This is a genomic window from Candidatus Zixiibacteriota bacterium, assembly GCA_040753875.1.
GTDB lineage: Bacteria > Zixibacteria > MSB-5A5 > GN15 > FEB-12 > DATKJY01.
On record JBFMDV010000030.1, the window covers coordinates 1 to 17,326 of the forward strand.

At 56.6% G+C, this 17,326-nt stretch carries 15 protein-coding genes; 2 read left to right on the plus strand and 13 right to left on the minus strand.

Annotation, left to right across the window (positions count from 1 at the left end):
* Positions 1-254 precede the first annotated feature (254 nt).
* The 10 genes from AB1644_11170 to gatC form a co-directional block, all read right to left on the minus strand.
* Positions 255-1,412: a DegT/DnrJ/EryC1/StrS family aminotransferase gene (locus tag AB1644_11170; protein MEW6051603.1), complete on the minus strand. Its 1,158-nt coding sequence runs from the start codon at positions 1,410-1,412 to the stop codon at positions 255-257.
* Positions 1,384-2,466: a glycosyltransferase gene (locus AB1644_11175; protein MEW6051604.1), complete on the minus strand. Its 1,083-nt coding sequence runs from the start codon at positions 2,464-2,466 to the stop codon at positions 1,384-1,386. Before AB1644_11175 ends, AB1644_11170 begins: the two co-directional genes overlap by 29 nt.
* Positions 2,467-2,470: 4 nt before the next feature.
* Positions 2,471-4,042 carry a lipid II flippase MurJ gene (locus AB1644_11180; GenBank protein MEW6051605.1) on the minus strand — a complete coding sequence of 524 codons (1,572 nt, stop codon included), beginning with the start codon at positions 4,040-4,042 and terminating at the stop codon, positions 2,471-2,473.
* A 93-nt stretch (positions 4,043-4,135) separates the two neighbouring features.
* Entirely contained in the window at positions 4,136-5,242 is a 1,107-nt protein-coding gene (locus AB1644_11185; GenBank protein ID MEW6051606.1) for a DegT/DnrJ/EryC1/StrS family aminotransferase, read from the minus strand.
* 9 nt (positions 5,243-5,251) lie between these two features.
* On the minus strand, positions 5,252-6,010 hold the full coding sequence (locus tag AB1644_11190) for a DapH/DapD/GlmU-related protein (protein ID MEW6051607.1): 759 nt from the start codon (positions 6,008-6,010) through the stop codon (positions 5,252-5,254).
* A gap of 36 nt (positions 6,011-6,046) precedes the next feature.
* The gene (locus AB1644_11195; protein ID MEW6051608.1) at positions 6,047-7,249 is read right to left on the minus strand and encodes a Wzz/FepE/Etk N-terminal domain-containing protein; all 1,203 of its coding nucleotides are present in this window, start codon (positions 7,247-7,249) and stop codon (positions 6,047-6,049) included.
* The gene (locus AB1644_11200; protein MEW6051609.1) at positions 7,246-8,595 is read right to left on the minus strand and encodes an SLBB domain-containing protein; all 1,350 of its coding nucleotides are present in this window, start codon (positions 8,593-8,595) and stop codon (positions 7,246-7,248) included. Before AB1644_11200 ends, AB1644_11195 begins: the two co-directional genes overlap by 4 nt.
* A gap of 116 nt (positions 8,596-8,711) precedes the next feature.
* Complete coding sequence (locus AB1644_11205) at positions 8,712-10,394, minus strand: CTP synthase (GenBank protein ID MEW6051610.1); 1,683 nt, start codon at positions 10,392-10,394, stop codon at positions 8,712-8,714.
* An 8-nt stretch (positions 10,395-10,402) separates the two neighbouring features.
* A complete protein-coding gene (gene kdsB / locus AB1644_11210; protein ID MEW6051611.1) occupies positions 10,403-11,146 on the minus strand; it encodes a 3-deoxy-manno-octulosonate cytidylyltransferase in 744 nt (247 codons plus the stop codon).
* Positions 11,146-11,433 carry an Asp-tRNA(Asn)/Glu-tRNA(Gln) amidotransferase subunit GatC gene (gene gatC, locus AB1644_11215; GenBank protein MEW6051612.1) on the minus strand — a complete coding sequence of 96 codons (288 nt, stop codon included), beginning with the start codon at positions 11,431-11,433 and terminating at the stop codon, positions 11,146-11,148. The genes kdsB and gatC overlap by 1 nt, the downstream gene beginning before the upstream one ends.
* A gap of 164 nt (positions 11,434-11,597) precedes the next feature.
* Here gatC and AB1644_11220 point away from each other — a divergent pair, with 164 nt between their 5' ends.
* Both AB1644_11220 and AB1644_11225 read left to right on the plus strand, forming a co-directional pair.
* Entirely contained in the window at positions 11,598-12,992 is a 1,395-nt protein-coding gene (locus tag AB1644_11220) for a hypothetical protein (protein MEW6051613.1), read from the plus strand.
* On the plus strand, positions 12,989-14,398 hold the full coding sequence (locus tag AB1644_11225) for a sigma-54 dependent transcriptional regulator (GenBank protein ID MEW6051614.1): 1,410 nt from the start codon (positions 12,989-12,991) through the stop codon (positions 14,396-14,398). Before AB1644_11220 ends, AB1644_11225 begins: the two co-directional genes overlap by 4 nt.
* Before the next feature lie 11 nt (positions 14,399-14,409).
* On the opposite strand, the gene mltG is transcribed toward AB1644_11225, so the two are convergent.
* From mltG to AB1644_11240, 3 genes are read right to left on the minus strand one after another with little or no spacing between them, the layout of a single operon-like run.
* Entirely contained in the window at positions 14,410-15,525 is a 1,116-nt protein-coding gene (mltG, locus tag AB1644_11230; GenBank protein MEW6051615.1) for an endolytic transglycosylase MltG, read from the minus strand.
* A 1-nt stretch (position 15,526) separates the two neighbouring features.
* A complete protein-coding gene (gene ruvX / locus AB1644_11235) occupies positions 15,527-15,961 on the minus strand; it encodes a Holliday junction resolvase RuvX (protein MEW6051616.1) in 435 nt (144 codons plus the stop codon).
* 58 nt (positions 15,962-16,019) lie between these two features.
* Positions 16,020-17,276, minus strand: coding sequence for an asparagine synthetase B (locus AB1644_11240; GenBank protein ID MEW6051617.1), 1,257 nt, complete (start codon positions 17,274-17,276; stop codon positions 16,020-16,022).
* Positions 17,277-17,326: the final 50 nt, after the last annotated feature.

The following is a 17,326-nucleotide window of genomic DNA, read 5'->3' on the forward strand; positions in this document are numbered from 1 at the left end:
TTTTCGTGGCTCCAGTGGCAGCGACGTATCCTCGTGCGTTGGGAATACTACACCGCTAATTTCCTGGGCTTTGTACAACTCGCCTGTACCCTCATCCTGCTAAAGCAATTTTGAGATAGGTTCTAGGAGATTCTGCATTATTACGAAGATTCTGCTGTTACCCACGGATGCTCAAGCCTCCGTGGGTTTTTGTATCGTTCATGTGAATCATAGCGTCAATTCACCTATCCGGTAAGGACTGTCTTTAACCGGAATCACCGTCCATTTCGCTTCACAATCGCAGTCAAGGCCTCACATACGCGATCGACGTCGGCAAACGACATGAGGGGGAACAAAGGAAGGGTGAGCAATCTCGCGGACTCCCGTCTGGTGACAGGCAGGTCGGAAGGTCTCAGGCCGATCTTACGGTAATAGTCGAACTGGTACACAGGGGTATAGTGCAGACCGCATTCAATCCCCGATCCGGCCATCAGCCGGATAATGTCGTCTCGGGTGACACGCAGCCGTTGGAGATTGACCCGGACAATGAACAGATGCCAGCCGTGACGGCAGCCTTTCGCCTCGGTGGGAAGCTGAATGAGATCCGACCACGCGGACAGGTTAGCTTCATACCGCGCCACCAACTGTCGCCGACGTCTCTGTTCACGGTCCAGCACGTGCAGCTGACCGAGCCCGATGGCAGCGTGAATGTCCGACATGTTCGCCTTGTATCCGAGTTCCAGGGCATCGTACATCCAGCCGCCGGTCTGCTTTCGTATGAACGCGTTGGAGGTGAGGCCGTGTCGAGAAAGGGTGCGAACCGAATCGATATATCCACGCTTCCGCGACAACACCATCCCCCCCTCGCCACAGGTGAGGTTCTTCGTCGCATAGAATGAGTAGACGGCCAGATCGACCCAGCTTGGGATCGGCTTCCCGCGATACAAAGCCCCAATAGCGTGCGCGGCATCGGCGATGAGCCTTAGGTTATTCTCCAGGCACAGCTTGCGCAGTTGGAGGTAGTCGCACGGGTGCCCGGTCAGGTCGACCGAGAGAATACCGGCGGTGCGGCGCGAGATACGGGATGCTACCGATTCCGGATCAAGAGTGAGGCTCTCAGTATCAACGTCTGCCAGCATCGGCTGCGCGCCAACATGCAAGATGGCTTCGATCGTGGCAATAAACGTGAGCGGAGTGGTGATTATTTCCTGCCCGGGCCTGACGCCAGCGGCTTTGAGCGCAATGATAAGACCGGCGGTAGCCGAATTAACTGCTGCGGCGTATCTTACGCCGGATCGCCGGGCAATCGCATTCTCGAATCTCAGAACGGCGGGTCCGGTGCTTATCCAGCCGGAGGCGAGTGTCCGGTTCAGTTCTCGCACAGTCGCGCCGTCGAGCGCCAGGTCAAACAGTGGGATTTTTTTTCGTTTCATCGATCAATCGTTCGTAAAGTCCGGCCATGGCGTCAAGTGATTTTTCCCAGTCGTACTGTTGTTTGACGTGCTCGTACGCCGTTCGCCCAAATCGGTCCATGAGTCCGTGATCGCAAGCAAGCCTGGTAATCGCTTCCGCCAGTTGGGTCACATTGCCGGGTGAAACCAACAGACCGGTGTAACCATCTCGCACAACTTCCGGTACTCCCCCTATCCGTGATGCGATCACCGCTCGGCCGCATGCCCCGGCCTCAAGAGCAGCCACACCAAACGACTCCGATTCTGAGACTGAAGGCATGACCATGAAGTGATGTCGCGTGATGAATTCGTAGACTTTCTCAGGCGGGATGAAACCCGTGAACCGAATGTGCTCGCCGAGGCCGCAGGTCTGGGCCAACTTCTTTAGGTCATCAGTCATTTCTCCCTGACCGGCGAGCGACAGGGAGACATTGGGGACCGACCTTGCCGAGATTGCCAGCGCCCGGATAAGAAGATCGGGTCCGTATTTGGCCCGGTGCGCTTTGAGAAAGCAGATGCCTATGGTATCGCCTGCGGGGAGCGGACTACAGATCGGCGGGATAGCAACGCCAAACGGGATTACTGAGAGTTTGTTTTTCGTGACCGGAGCGAGGGTCGAACAAATGTCGGCCAGGAAATGACTGGTGGCGGTGACCCAGATGGCGTGCGAAAGTACTCTCCGGACGAGGCCACGCATGATGGGAGGAGCGGCGGATTCCATGATGTCAGCCCCCCAGACCGAGACCAATGTCGGATGAAACCGGGTGACCAGCCCCCAAAGACCAAAGCCACCGGCATAGTGGACATGAACCAGATCCGGCTTGAAAGCTGTGGCGGCCCTTGCTGCCTGTAAGGCGTGAAGCGGATAGCGCCACTTGCCGCCATAGGGGAAGTTTTTGTTGTCGATACCAGCGAGCGGCTTTCCACCGAGCGACACAAGTTTGATCTCGAAGCCGCGTTGTTTCAAGCCTTGCACCCATCGTTGCACATGCACCGACTGGGCCCAGCCAAAAATGACCACTCGCCTGCCCGCCATCTGCCTAAGCACCGTTGGATACTGGTTTGTCTGGACTTGATGCGCCTGCCGCAAAGAACTTCCGCAGCTCGCCGTCAAAGCCCGAAAACCATGCCAGTAGACTAAAGATAACCCCCAGGCACGCCGCTGAAACGACAACGCGTGACAACGCCTGGCTCCAGGCGACACTGTTGATAATCCGTCCGATTGCGGGGTTGAGGAAATACATGGTTACTGTGCAGATAAGGCCGATCACCACGAGTCGCGCGATGGACGAGACCAGTCTCAGGGATGCGCTCGTCCGGGCGAGGCGCATCACCAGCCACAACAACGCTGCTGACAGAGTGACTTGAGAGACCGAGGTCGCCATCGAAATACCGGGGTAACCAAACCAGTCGGACAGGAATGATGTGGTTATGAATTTCAGAACCAGAGCGCCGAGTGTCAATCCGAGTACCTGTTTCACCCATCCTTGCGCGTAACACGCTCGTATGGACGTTGAAATGGCAAACAACGCCACGATGGCAGGAACGTACGGTCGCAGGACTGCCGCGGTCATTTCGGTCGAACGGGTGTCGAACTGGCCCCGGCGAAAAATGAGCTGAATGATGTCTGAAGCATTGGTAAAGAAAAGCACCGCCAGTGGAACAGCTACCAGCAGCCCGCCGATAATAGCTTTGTGAAACAGGTATGAGAATTTCTGTTCATCGTTATCGGCTGAATGTTCCGCGAACAGTGGGAACAGTACCGACGCGATACTGAAGCCGACGATGGCATCCGGGAGCTGCACCAGTACCTGACTGTAGTTCAAAGCTGCGATAATGCCATCGCCAAATCGCGGCGCGAAGTAGCGGTCGATGAGGAAATAGGACCTGTTCAACAGCTCGGTCAGTATCAACAGCCCGGCTACCGCGCCCAGAGGCCGAATGTCGTTGCCGGAAAATGACGTCGTGAATTGCGGCACCAATCCGGACGGCAGCGCACGCACAACCAGCATCAGGTTTTGCGCGAGGAGACCGGCGATAAGTCCGAGGGCGATAGCGCCGACGCCGTATCTTTCGCTGAAGAGCAAAACTGTTCCGACAGCGATTACGTTGAATAGCACGAGCCCGGCAGCGGGGTAGGTCACGACATCGCGGGCGTTCAGAGCGGCGCGGAGGAATGCTTCGGTGGTGGTGAGCAGGATGATCCCTGCGGTCATGCGACTGTAGAAAATGACTTGAGCGAACCGGGCTTCATCGTATCCGCCGCCCCAAAAGCGCATGAGCCATGGCGCCGCAAAGATCGTGAGAATCGTTACTAGTATAGCGACAAGGACGGTGACATTGAATGAAGACCAGACGCGGGTACGAGCTGCGCCTGTTTCGAGAGTCTGAGTAAACAGCCGCGTCAGGTACGGCACCGTGAGAAAATAGGAAGCGAATGCGAGGACGCCGGCCAGTAGCGCGGGGAGCATGACGCCGATCAGGTACACGTCATACTCGGCCGAGGTGCCGAACTGCCGGGCGATCACCATTTCACGGAGCAGCCCGAGGAGCTTGGAGACGAACACAACGCCCGCCACTCCGATCACTGCCCGCAGGATGCGCGATCTCATAACGTTTTGTGATGAATCAGTGAAATAACACCGCACCCCGAGTCCGTTTGTAGCAGGGGGTGCGTGAGTTTCCGCACGATAACGCTCGAAGTCTCAGGACGCGAGTCGCTTGACCGTGACGATCACTTCGGTCTGTTCTGCCTCGGTCATCTCCGGATATATCGGAATTGAAAACACTTCGTTACCCGCCAGTGTCGAGCGTGGGAACTGGTCCGGTTTGTACCCGAGTGAGGCAAAACATTCCTGCTGGTGAAACGGCACCGGGTAATAGATAGCGCAGCCGATCTGGGCCGCTTTCAGTCCTTTCATGATCTGATCCCGTTTCGGCGAAGCGACCGTGTACTGGTTGTAGATATGAAACGTGCTGTAGGGTTTGACCACAGGTGTCTTCAGGTTAGGTACTCCTGCAAGTTCCCGGTCGTATCGGCGGGCGTGCTCGATTCGTTTTTCCGACCACTGTCGAAGGTGCGGCAATTTCACCCGCAGGATCGCCGCCTGAATGGTGGCCAGCCGTGAATTGTATCCAATGATCCGGTGATAATACTGTGGCTTCTGGCCATGTTCGCGGAGAATGTGACACAGCTCATAGAGCTCTTCGTTGTCGGTCACGATGATGCCGCCATCGCCGCCGGCCCCGAGATTTTTTGACGGAAAAAACGAAAAACAACCAAGATCACCTATCGAACCGCATGGTTTCCCTTTGTACTCGGCGCCAATCGACTGCGCGCCGTCCTCGATAACGGCAATCTTATGCTTGCGCGCAATGGCCATGATCGGGTCCATGTCGGCCATTTGGCCAAACAGATGCACCGGCATGATCGCCTTGGTACGGGGGGAGATGGCGGTCTCAAGCAGATGTGGGTCGATGTTGTAGCTGTCCGGCTCGATATCGACGAAGACGGGAGTCGCGCCGAGCCGCGAGATGACCCCGGCGCTGGCGAAGAACGAAAAGTTGGAGGTGATCACCTCGTCGCCGGGTCCGACCCCGGCTGCGTGGAGGGAGATTAACAGCGCATCGGTACCCGAGGCCACGCCCACGGCGTATCGCACATGACACAGCGAAGCAATCTCCTTCTCAAACTGCGCTACTTCCGGGCCGAGGATGAATTTCCCGTGCGCGAGAACATCGAGCACCGCTTTGTCCATGGCGGGTTTCAGATAGGCGTATTGGCGAGTGAGGTCCAGCAGCGGAACGGCCATGATATCGAATTACTCCTTCCAGCCCTGATTCTCAAGTAGTTGTTCGGGGGGAACGTCGCGGAACTCCTTGGCAGGAACACCGGCGACGATCTTGCGTGCAGGTGTATCTTTGGTCACCAGCGCGCCGGCTGCGACCAGGGAGTCCTGATCGATCGTAAGACCCGGCAGCACCGTGGCATGGACCCCGATTCGCGCCCCGCGGCGGATGGTAACCCCTTTGAAATGTTTGAATCGTTCTTCCGTGCGACCGATGTAGTTGTCATTGGATGTCGCCACGCACGGCGCCACGAACACGCGGTCTTGGATCTCCGAGTAGGCCGTGATATACACGTTCGTCTCCAGCTTGACATAACGTCCGATCGTGCAGAAATTCTCGATTGCCACTCCGCGGCCGACGATCGTGAAATCACCAATGGATACGTTCTCTCTTACCGTTGACAGATCGGCCACCAGTACTTTCTGACCGATCCGGCAGCCGCGGTAGACCACCACGTGTGTGCCGATAATGCAATTCGGTCCGATGGTGGTTGCCGCCAGTTCGGAGTCTTTGGTGACGGCAGTGTTGGCGGCCCGCATGGGGCGCTTGCCGATCACGGCGCCGTCATCGACGCGGACATTGTCGCCAATGGTGGTGCCATCGTGGATGACCACGTGATGCCCCAGCACACAACCCTGGCCGACTGTGACGTTCTCGCCGATAACGCAGTACTCACCATGCCGCGTGCCGGCGCCGAGCCGGGCGGTGGGAGCTATGATCGAAGTAGCCATACTGTTTGCCTCGTGACGCAAGTCGAAACTATGGTTTCAGGGAACTCGCCGCCTGATTCCGGGGAACCAGCCCAAAAGCGAGTTTATAACATAAGCTGCCCGGCGATAATCATCCGGGCGCTGCTCGCGCATGCGGTCGAAATACTCGAATAGAACAGCCAGCAGAAGCGCTATCAGGAACGAACCGCCGACGCTCCCTAATACGATCAGACTGCGTTTTGGCCGGTACCTGAGTTCCGGCACGTTTGCGCGGTCAAGCACCGTTATGGTCGGCGATTGACGTTTCTCCTCGATCTTGGCTTGTTCCAGTTGTCCCAACAGGATGTTATACAACGATTCCCCCACTCGGACTCGGCTGTACAACATTTCATACTGGCCTTTGAGGCCCGGAATGGCCGATACCGGCAAGGAGAAATAGGAGCTGTCCGATCCGCCCAATTCAAGCTGCGAAAGTTGGCGCTTTACGATATCACGTTTTTGGCGGAGCTCCATCAGATTCGGGTTGTCGGTACCGAGCTTCTTGGAACTCATCTGCAGATCAAGATCGATCTGAGCAAGCGATACCTTAAGCCCGCTGGCCTGTTCGATAGCGAGCCGTGTCTGTTCATCGAAGTCAACTGTCTTGTATGTCTGCTGAAAGCGCTCCAGCGCCGTCCGCGCGGAATCCAGTTCCATCCGCACCTGGGAAAGACGCTCTTCAAGAAACGACCGGCTTTCTCTGGCGCGCGAAGAGGTGATCTCCTGGCTCAGCTTGTTGATCTCATCCACGAACGCATTGGCCATATCGGCGGCGGTCTGCGGGTCTTTATCCTCCACCGTGATACTCAGCAGCCCCTCCTCGGTGACCCGAAAACGGGCGTGATCCATCAACGCTTCATAGGTCTCGAAGTGAGTCTGGGTTTGGTACCGATGCTGCAGGTCGAATGCCGAGATAATTCTGTCCGAGATGGAGCGGCTTCGAAGCATTCGGGCGTAGACATCAGAAGGGGTCACCATGACGGGCAGATTGAGCCCGCCGGTCACCGACACCACTTCCGAAAGCCGCGACAATTGATCGACTGCCGGTCCGATGTCCTTAGGAGGCAGCAAGAGCGCCTCAGCACGGTACCACTTGGGAAGCACGAGCGCTATTCCGATCGAAACCAGCGTGACCGCCAGGACGAAACCAATCACAAAGCGCCGCCGACGCGCGAGGACTTCGAGCATGAGCCAGAGGTTGCTGGTCGTTGGCTCTATCACGGGGCGATCTCCATGGCCGAGACAGTTACCTCGTCGCCATCGCTGATGCGGGTTGTCGGTTCAATCTCATTGCTCGTTCGCGACGCACGATCGAACAGCGTAAACGTCTTCTCAATGTTTCGAGACGTCTCGCCGCCGGCGAGGCCGACGTAATAGGCTGCGCTTTTGTCAGCGGCATACGGGTAGAGCCCGGGGCGTCTGACCGACCCCGCCACCCTGACGTACCCTACTCTGGCCGGTACAAGAATGGAATCTCCGGGCATCAACGGCATGGCGCTCTGTTCCGGTGAAGACTCAAGAACTCTGATCGGATACCTCTCCCGCGGAGCATTGCCCCAGGCATCGGACTCCGCCTTCCGAAAGACCGTCACCCGCTCGGTATTGGCCCGTGCGGTCAGTCCGCCTGCACCGGCGATCAGTCGACCAAGCGTACTCTGGTCAGCAAATGGATATCGTCCCGGAGTGCTGACCTCCCCGACGATGAGGAACATTAAATCCTCTGGTCCGGATGCCCGGCGCGGTACCAAAATAACGTCGCCTGACCTGATTCCTCCTGGTATTTCCAGATGACGTGTTGGGTCACCGATGACACGAATGGAATCGATATTGGCATCGTCCTGAACTCCACCGGCTAAAGCCAGCAGGGTCTGCAGACTATCGGTCGGTTGTAGTTCAATCTCACGGGCGTGTTGAACGGCGCCGATCACCTGGACCCGAGCCTCCGAGCGCAATGGAACATCAATATGGTACCCGGCATAGAGATATGGATTGGCGGCGAAATCGGAAAGCACCAATGCCCGATCAAGGTCGACCGTGAAGATCTTGTTTCCTCCGCTGAATGTGATCCGCCGGAGCGATGCGTTCTCTGCCAAACCGCCGGCAGCATCTATCAGGTCGGAGACTCTCTGCGCCGTGTACGCCCGGTAGAAACCCGGTTTGGCTACTGCACCTGAAATGGAGATGGTGACCCGATAGGGCGCGCCGACTGATATTTCGATATCCGGCGCATTGTAAACCTTAGCAATGGGACCAAGCAGAAGCGCTCGCGCCTGCGCCAGAGTCTTGCCGGAAAGGTCGAACAGCCCGATCGCCGAATGAGCTATCTTGCCTTCCTGACTGACCGTCAATGTGAGAGATGATAGTTGGCTTCTTACAAAGGTGACCGAGATCTGTTCACCCGGTCGGATAAGATAGATGTCGGGATCGATCGGGCGATCATAGGACAGGTATACAGGCTCTGTTGATTCCACCTCGGTTCTGTCCGAAATGGCTCCGGCCCCACCCGCAGCAGAGGCGATTATGACTCCGACGAACAGAATGGGATTGATGGTTTTGGACAGAATCACAGTATCAGCAGTTTCAACCCGTTACGTTAACGGCCAAGAATAGGGAACCGCGGCTGCAAAGTCAACGGCTAACCTCTCCGCCTGACTTGGGTCGTCCAAGAGGCTCGGGAACGACATCAGTTTGCAGAGTGGGAGATATCCTCTGGTTCCGAGACTTCGGTCATCGGCACATCGTGCCGTGTCTCGTGATACCGTACTGCTGCCTTCACGAACTCCCGGAATAACGGGTGTGGCCGAAGCGCCTGCGATTTCAATTCCGGGTGAAACTGCACGCCCACGAACCAGGGATGCTCGGGCACTTCAATGATTTCTACCAGCTTCTCATCGGGAGAGAGGCCGGCCAGGACCAATCCTTTACTGACCAGCATGTCGCGATAGGCGTTGTTCACCTCGTAACGATGTCGGTGACGTTCGGAGATTTGTTTGGCGCCGTATGCCTCGAGCGAGCGGGTGCGGTCGGCCAGGGTGCAAGGGTAGGCGCCAAGTCGCATCGTTCCGCCAAGTTCAGTGACCCCTTCCTGATCAGCCATAAGATGAATGACCGGATGTTTGAGATCGCGGTAGAATTCAAAACTGTGGGCGTCCTCCAGACCGCAGACATTGCGCGCAAACTCGATGACGGCGCACTGCATGCCCAGACAGATGCCGAAGAACGGTATGTTGCGTTCACGGACATAGCGAATTGCCTCGATCTTCCCTTCAACGCCGCGCTCACCGAAACCACCCGGAATAAGCAGTCCGTCGATGTCGTACAGGTACTTGCCGGCGCCTCCCTGCTTGATGTCTTCGGAGCTGACCCATATCAGCTTGACCTCCGCTTCGCTGACTACGCCGGCATGCACGAACGACTCGATGATTGACTTGTAGGCATCCTTCAAATTTACATACTTGCCGCAGATGCCGATCTTGACGGTCCTTCGCGGGTTCTTCACCCGGTACACCATTTCCTCCCAGTCGGTCAAGTTTGGCTCAGGGACCTGCCAGCCGAAATGTTCGCACACGATCCGGTCGAACTGCTGTTCATGAAATCTTAGCGGGACCTCATAGATCGTGGAGACATCTTCAGCTACAATGACGTTGCGGGTCGGCACCGAACAGAAGAGGCTGATTTTCTGCCGAAGGGCATCGGATAGCGGCTTGGTAGAGCGGCAGAGCAGCACATTGGGTTGGATGCCGATCTCACGCAATTCTTTCACCGAGTGCTGGGTGGGTTTGGTCTTAAATTCGCCCGCCGTGGTGATGTGCGGAACCAGTGTGACATGGACGTAGATGACATTGTGAGCCCCCTCCTCCTGTCCCATCTGGCGTATGGCCTCCAGGAACGGCAACGATTCGATATCGCCGACCGTGCCGCCTATCTCCGCGATCACCACGTCGGGAGGTTCCGGGGAGCGCACCTTGAACCGGAGTCGATTCTTGATCTCCTCGGTGATATGCGGAATCACCTGAACCGTGGCGCCAAGGTAATCACCGCGGCGTTCGCGCGTAATGACCGTGTTGTATATCTGGCCGGTCGTGACATTGCTGGCTTTCTCCAATGATTGCCCCAGGAATCGTTCATAGTGTCCCAGATCCAGGTCGGTTTCGGAACCATCGTCGAGCACGAACACTTCGCCGTGCTGGAACGGATTCATGGTGCCGGGATCGACATTGAGATACGGGTCGAATTTCATGCTCTGGACCTTGAGTCCCCGGCGCTGCAAAAGCAGACCGAGCGAGGCCGATGAGATCCCTTTACCGAGCGAGGAAACCACCCCGCCGGTAACAAAAATGTATTTGGTACGTGAGCTCTCTACCATGACACCACCTATCTATATATCGAATCCAACTTCGCCACATCCTGGGGGCTGTCCACTGATACGCTCTTCATATCAGTCATGAACATCCGTATTCGTACGCCGTTCTCCAGAATCCGCAGCTGCTCCAGTGACTCGGCTCGCTCCGCCGCCGTGCGGCTCGACCGTGCAAACGAACGCAGGGCATCTCTGCGGAAGAAATATACGCCGATATGCCGGTTGTATGATACTTGAGTATAGCGTGATCGCCGAGTGGCATGCTGTAGATAGGGGATAGGATATCGGGAAAACCACATAGCTTCGCCTTCTTTTGAAATCACCACTTTCACGCAGTTCGGATCGAACAGCTCGCTATCCGAACTGATTCGCGCGGCCAGCGAAGCCACTCTGACAGACGAACGCCGCTGCATGTATCGAATCACCCGGTCCAGTAGCACCGCCTGCAGTCCCAGATTGTCCGCTTGTATGTTTATGAAAATGGAACCCTTCATCCCGGCAGCTACCTCGGCCATTCGATCCGACCCGGTCCGGTGCCTTGGCGAGGTTCTTACGACCTCGGCGCCGAAAGCGCAGGCAGACTTTTCAATTTCAGGAGCGTCAGTAGCGATAACCAGGCGGTCGATGAGGCGGGCCCTGGCTATATCGCGCCAGACGTAATAGAGTAGCGGTTTTCCTCGGAACTGGTAGAGGACTTTACGTTTGAATCGTGTGGACCCGAGCCGCGCCGGGATAACCGCAACCACCGATTCAGCCATCACCCGATCACCTTCGGAACCACGAAGAACCCGTTCTCCTTTTTCGGGGCGTTTGCCAGCGCCATTTCCTGAGGCAATGACGGCCTGACGACGTCTTCCCTGAAGACGTTCTCCGTCTGGACGAACTGATTCTGTGGTTCGACTCCGTTCGTGTCCACGCCACGGAGCTGGTCGACATAATCAAGGATGACCGTGAGCTCGTGGGAGAACCGCTCTATTTCGTCGGCAGTGAGATTCAGCCTGGCAAGCCGGGCAATCTGCTCAACCTGATCTTTTGATAGCGGCATGGGTCAAGTTATGAGCCGACCCCACCCGCCGTCAAGACAAAAACCAGCCGGAGCAGGTGTTCATTGAGCTAAAACTCGGCTTTGGCACTAAAGTTCCTCCCCTAACCGCCGACACTCAAACAAGTGTGCCAGAATGAAACAACCGCTAACCGGACAACGAGATAGTGGCAGGGACACAGTTTCAGATTGAATCGCCGCATGTGACCAGCGGCAGCCGATTTCGGCTCGACCGGAGCAGTTCGCTCACAGCGTCACATCTTTCCAAACAAACCGGACTTCAGGCGCTTATGCTCGCAGTCAATCTGCGTGGGCGGCTGTGTGACCGGGAACGGCAGTTGATTGACGACCTTAGCCCCGACCAACACCTTGCATTTCTGACTATGGGTGATGAGTATCTTCATCCGGAGAGCTTCCCACTTTTTCCGAAAGATGTTACCAGTGACTTTGCGGTTTTGGAGAGCACGGCTTTCAGTTACCGACGTCTCCGAGCTGGCCTGGGACGAAATAACGGAACATTCGGCGTCTACACTGCACAGATCGGTCAATTCCGGGGGGCGCCGCTGGTGTTCGGGACAGCCGGACCGGATGTGGCCTCCGGGGAGGTGGATCGGAATCACTCGTTCGCACGCATTGTGAACGACCTTCGCCGGGCCAGTTCTCAGGTAGGGGATCTGGCGGAGCGACTGCGCACGGCTCTCAGCAGCGAATCGCCGGTGATCCTAGTGCTTCGGTCGTCAGGACGGGTCCTGGCTACCAATGCCGCCGTGCAGAGTCTTCTGCCGCCTGACCTTGGGGACATAGTTGATAAGGAATGGGGTGAAGTCAAACGTGATTTGGTGAGCGCCCTGGTCACACATTCTCTCAAACTGGAATCGGTCGGCAATGGCGATTTGAGCGTGGCGGTTGTCACGCTTTCCGCTAAAGTCGAACTGAGACCAATCGAATATGAATCGTTTCTCGACCTGGTTCAGCATAAGGCGGCGGCGCTGGCAGCCAGCGCCCGACATCTTCGCAGCCTGGCCTGCTGTGTGCCGGGCGAAACCAACAGCGAACTGGTGCAGATCATTCTGGAGGAAGCAGAGGACCTTCGGACCTGTCTCGAGCGGTTACGAATGATTGACTCCTTTGAGGGGATCGCGCCCAGCCAGTTCGATCTGGTAGAGGAACTTCGTCTGGCCACCCTACAGGTGCTGAAAGGGAACCACCAAGCCAGTATAGTCATATCGAATGACGGTCAAGCGCCGGTGAGATTGGAGGCCCCTCGGATCGCGGCCCGATCGCTTCTGGAAACGCTCCTGAGACTCCACGTCCGTGGCTCCAGCGGCGACGGCAAAACGGAGTTGGTGGTCAGTTCCTCTTCAAGTGCGTCGCCGACCACGCTTGAGTTCCTCAGTAGCGACAATGCGCTTCACGGGAAAGGGCGTCAATCGGCCGGCGCGTGGCTGGCATATGCCGAACGGCTTGCGACTCTCCTTGGCTGGAAGATCAGTCATAGTGCCGGGGTCGATTTCCGCGCCAAGTCCGTCCTCTCGATACCTGCAACAGGAGACCGGCGATGAGCGGCGACCTGAATGCCAATAAGATAAGTGTGTTGATTGTTGACGACGAGGAAGCTACGCGCCGACTCTTGCGAGGGACCCTGAGCGGCGCCGGCTACACTGTCTTTGAGGCCGAGACCTTGTCAAGCACCCTGGCGTCACTCCGGGAACGTCCGATCGACCTGGTCCTGACCGACCTTAGGCTTGGCGAAGAGTCCGGCATGGACATTATCAAGGCCGTACGGCAGAGTTTTCCTGATATCGAATCAATACTTGTCACTGGCTTTGCCTCGATCGAGAGCGCGGTCGAAGCGATGCGGGCAGGGGCATTCGATTATGTCACCAAACCGTTCTCTCCGGATGAACTGGTGGTCAAAGTACAGAAGGCGGTCGAGCGCAAGCAGATGCGCCAGGAGCTCACGGCGCTTCGGCAACACGTGGCCATGAACTATGGCTTTGACAATATCGTGGGAATATCCAAACCGATGATGCGCCTCAAGGAGGCAGCCAAGCGGATCGCTCCTACGGATATTACCGTTATGATCACCGGTCCCTCCGGCACCGGCAAAGAGCTGTTTGCCCGAGCCATTCACTATCATTCGAATCGTCGCACCGGACGTTTTGTGGCTATCGATTGCAGTGCGCTTCCCGAAGGGCTTCTGGAATCCGAGCTTTTTGGCCACATGAAAGGCTCTTTTACGTCGGCCATCCAGAACAAGAAGGGGCTATTCGAAGAAGCGGATGGCGGTACGGTTTTCCTCGACGAGCTGAGCAACATGCCGATGTCGACGCAAGCAAAGCTGCTCCGTTTTCTACAGGATTCCGAAGTGCGACCGGTTGGCGCGGTGGCCTCGCGGAAGGTGAATCTCCGGGTCATTGCGGCCAGCAACAAGGACCTCAGGACCATGGTGGCGGAGGGGACCTTGCGTGAGGACCTGTACTATCGTCTGAACGTCATTCCGTTGACCCTTCCGCCGCTCGTGGAGCGTGCCGAAGATATCGAGATCCTGACCGACTATTTCCTCCGCAAGATGGCGAGCGAATCGGGCCATCCTCTGTTTTCCATCAGCCGACCCGCCATCGACAAACTCCTGAGTCATACCTGGCCCGGTAATGTCCGCGAGCTGGAGAATACACTCAAACGCGGGGCTGCCCTGTGTTCGGGTGAAAAAATTGAAGCCGAAGATATTCTATTCATTTCCGGTGAGCGACCGGTTGAGACGGTCGAGCGGCAGCCGGGCAGCAGTACCCTTACCTTGAAAGGGGGCCTGCTGGACAGCGGTCAGCGGTCACTCATCATCAAAGCGCTCAAAGACAGCGAGTGGAATTTCACCAAGGCAGCGGCAGAACTGGGAATAGGGCGCACAACCCTCTGGCGGAAGCTGAAAAAATATAACCTTACCCGCGAAACAGTCGCCGATTCCTGAACCGCCGGTCGTCAGCGACGTCGCGCCGCCATCTTGACTCGTTTCCGCATCGTGTTGTGCTCGTCGTTCGTATACGAGAAGTGGTGTCCTCCCTGCCCATCAGCCACGAAATACAGAAAGCCTGTGCTGTCAGGTGCCATCGATGCCCGGATGGCCGGCAGGCCCGGCGAGTTAATCGGGGTCGGCGGAAGACCCGCCACCCGATACGTATTGTAGGGTGTCAGGCTGTCGAGATCTTCTCGGGCAAGGGCCCGATCCAAGCCACCAAGTCCGTATATGACAGTCGGGTCCGCGTCAAGTAGCATCCCTCGTCGGAGCCGGTTCTGGTACACCGACGCTACCTTGCCCGCCTCTTGGGGCAGCTTTGTCTCTGCTTGAACGATAGAGGCAAGGATAACGATTTGGTCCCGCGTCAGGCCGTCTGATCGCAATTGTGACCATAGTGAATCGGTTTGATGGTTGAACATTGCCACCATTTCCCTTGCAGCAGAGCGTGCATCCATTCCCTGGGGAAGGACATACGTTTCGGGGAACAGGTATCCCTCGAGACACGGCACTTCCAGGGAATCGAGGAATGGTCGATCGGAATTGAGCGCGATCAATTCCGCAGAGTCCAGTTGAAGTGCCTGAGCCAGGACCGAGGCTACCTTCCAAATCGCGGCTCCTTCGTAGATTGTCACTTTTGCCTGCACTCCTTCGGCCAGACGGATCTTTTCCAGAACTGATCGGCAGGAGTTGCGACCGGCGAATCGGTAGGCACCCGGCTGGAGACGCTTGTCAACATCGGTCCAGCGTGCCGCGTACTCCAGCAGCCAGCGTGAGGTGACCACTCCTTCGATTTGAAGTCTTGCCGCCAGGTGAGCGAACCGGTCGCCGGTTTTCACGACGATAGTAACTTCTCGCTCACCAAGGTCAACTTCTCTTACATAGGCGTAATACAGGTACCCAGCCACCAGGCCGACCAGCGCCAGACCGAGAACGATGTAGGTTCGTCCGGTTCGGCCACTGTGGGCGGTGCGCCTGATGACGGCGTTGAGAATACCCAGTACCAGGAGAAACAGTCCGACCAGGAGCAGAAACGTGGTAACGAAGAAATAGGCCACGTACTCCCAGGCTCTGATGTCCATGCTATCTTTCATACAACCCGTCGAGGTATCGCTGGAGAATTACTACTGCAGCCAGTCGATCGATCCGTTTCTTGTCCTTGCCGATTCGCTTGCCGTGCGCGTGGACAATCGCTGCAGCTTCGAGCGAAGAATCGTATTCATCCACTTTATACACCGGTCCCGTGAACAACCTTTGGATGCGACCAATGAACCGGTCGACCGCATCGCACTTGGCGCTCCTGTCCCCTGAGGCGAGCAACGGATATCCGACCACTACAGCGTTTGGGTGATACGTAAGAAGCAAGTATTCTATCCTCTTGATCGCTTCGCCGCTCGATTTGGTCTCGATTGTCTCAAGGGCCGATGCAATCAGACCGGTGGGGTCCGATTTGGCCACTCCGATTCGTCGTTCACCGTAATCGAACGCAAGCACGGTCTTATCATGCGTATTGGTCATCGGCCAAATTTACTTTCGCGGCGAAAGTGAGTCAAAACAAAAGACGCGCAACGAAAGCTCAGGTCTTCCGTTCCTTCTTCTTGGCAGCCGGGAAGAGGATGTTGTTCAGAATAAGGCGGTATCCGGGAGAGTTCTTGTGAAGGGAGAGTTCGGTGGGGGGGTCGTTCACCATGTGCTGGTAGTCTTCCGGATCGTGGCCGGACAGGAAGGTGAAAGTCCCCCGGCCGATATTGCCGTGGATATAACGTACCTCATCAAAATTGTCAGGTTGACCAAGCACAATCACTGATTTCTTCAGAAGCGATTTCCGAAATCCGGTCACCTGCCCCATGAATCCGTTGACGGTATTCACATGGTCCTGGACCAACATCGTGGGGACCGGGTCTAGTTTGGCAGAAAATTCGAATAGATAAAAGAAGTCGTTATCGGGCGAGGGGAATCGAACCAGGCGGTCGGGATAGGTGTCGATATTGGAGCGCCGGTAGACCATGGGGTCGAGCGAAACCTGGAAATTCTCGAATGCGAAGTCCTTGCCAAAATCCAACCGTGCCTGGGCATCCGGGTCGGGCGGGTCACCGTCGAATTCGCGCGGCACGATATCAACCCCCTCGGCGGCCAGAGCGATGTCGATGGTTTCCGGTGCCGAACACATAGAGAAGAAAAAACCGCCTCGGCGGACGTAGTCGTAGACCGCTTTGGCGACATCGCGCTTCATTAGGGAAACTTTCGTGTACCCCAGTTTGTGGGCCAGCTCCTCGTTTTCGCGGACATCTGCCTGGTACCAGAGCTCGTTTCGGAACGCACCGTAAAATTTACCGTATTGGCCGGTGAAATCTTCGTGGTGGCAATGGAGCCAGTCATAGTCGTCGAGCGCGCCGGCCAGCACTTCGGCATCCCAAATTACTGTGTACGGAATCTCGGCATAGGTGAGCGCCAGGGTGACGGCATCATCCCAAGGCTCTTTACGAGGTGGCGAATATACGGCAATCCGCGGGGCCTTCTCAAGCTCTACCCGCTCCATGTTCTCGACTTCGATGACGCGATATATGTCCGCTACCTCCCCCTGCGTGGCTTCCTCAAAGCGAACCCCCATGACGAGGCAGAGATTCGCGAGCTCCGCTGACTGGTCCAAGAGAAATGACCCGCCCCGATAATTCAGCAGCCAGTCCGCTTTCTGTCCATTCTCCAGCGCTTTGTACACGACACCATAGGCTTTCAGGTGATCCGACTGGGTGGAATCCATGGGAATGAGAATAGAAGCGGAGGTCGGGATGGTCGGTACGAGCAACACAAACAGAAGCAGTATTCTACGCATGGGCATGATGATTAAACACGCACGTTGGTGGCTGGTTCAAGAGATAGCCG

Coding starts and splice junctions, on each gene's coding strand:
- kdsB (MEW6051611.1), bottom strand. CDS start 11,146: ATGGCTGAATCGGTGGTTGCGGTTATCCCGGCGCGGCTCGGGTCCACA.
- AB1644_11170 (MEW6051603.1), bottom strand. CDS start 1,412: ATGAAACGAAAAAAAATCCCACTGTTTGACCTGGCGCTCGACGGCGCG.
- AB1644_11185 (MEW6051606.1), bottom strand. CDS start 5,242: ATGGCCGTTCCGCTGCTGGACCTCACTCGCCAATACGCCTATCTGAAA.
- AB1644_11190 (MEW6051607.1), bottom strand. CDS start 6,010: ATGGCTACTTCGATCATAGCTCCCACCGCCCGGCTCGGCGCCGGCACG.
- AB1644_11240 (MEW6051617.1), bottom strand. CDS start 17,276: ATGCGTAGAATACTGCTTCTGTTTGTGTTGCTCGTACCGACCATCCCG.
- ruvX (MEW6051616.1), bottom strand. CDS start 15,961: ATGACCAATACGCATGATAAGACCGTGCTTGCGTTCGATTACGGTGAA.
- AB1644_11225 (MEW6051614.1), top strand. CDS start 12,989: ATGAGCGGCGACCTGAATGCCAATAAGATAAGTGTGTTGATTGTTGAC.
- mltG (MEW6051615.1), bottom strand. CDS start 15,525: ATGGACATCAGAGCCTGGGAGTACGTGGCCTATTTCTTCGTTACCACG.
- AB1644_11180 (MEW6051605.1), bottom strand. CDS start 4,042: ATGAGATCGCGCATCCTGCGGGCAGTGATCGGAGTGGCGGGCGTTGTG.
- AB1644_11175 (MEW6051604.1), bottom strand. CDS start 2,466: ATGGCGGGCAGGCGAGTGGTCATTTTTGGCTGGGCCCAGTCGGTGCAT.
- AB1644_11205 (MEW6051610.1), bottom strand. CDS start 10,394: ATGGTAGAGAGCTCACGTACCAAATACATTTTTGTTACCGGCGGGGTG.
- gatC (MEW6051612.1), bottom strand. CDS start 11,433: ATGCCGCTATCAAAAGATCAGGTTGAGCAGATTGCCCGGCTTGCCAGG.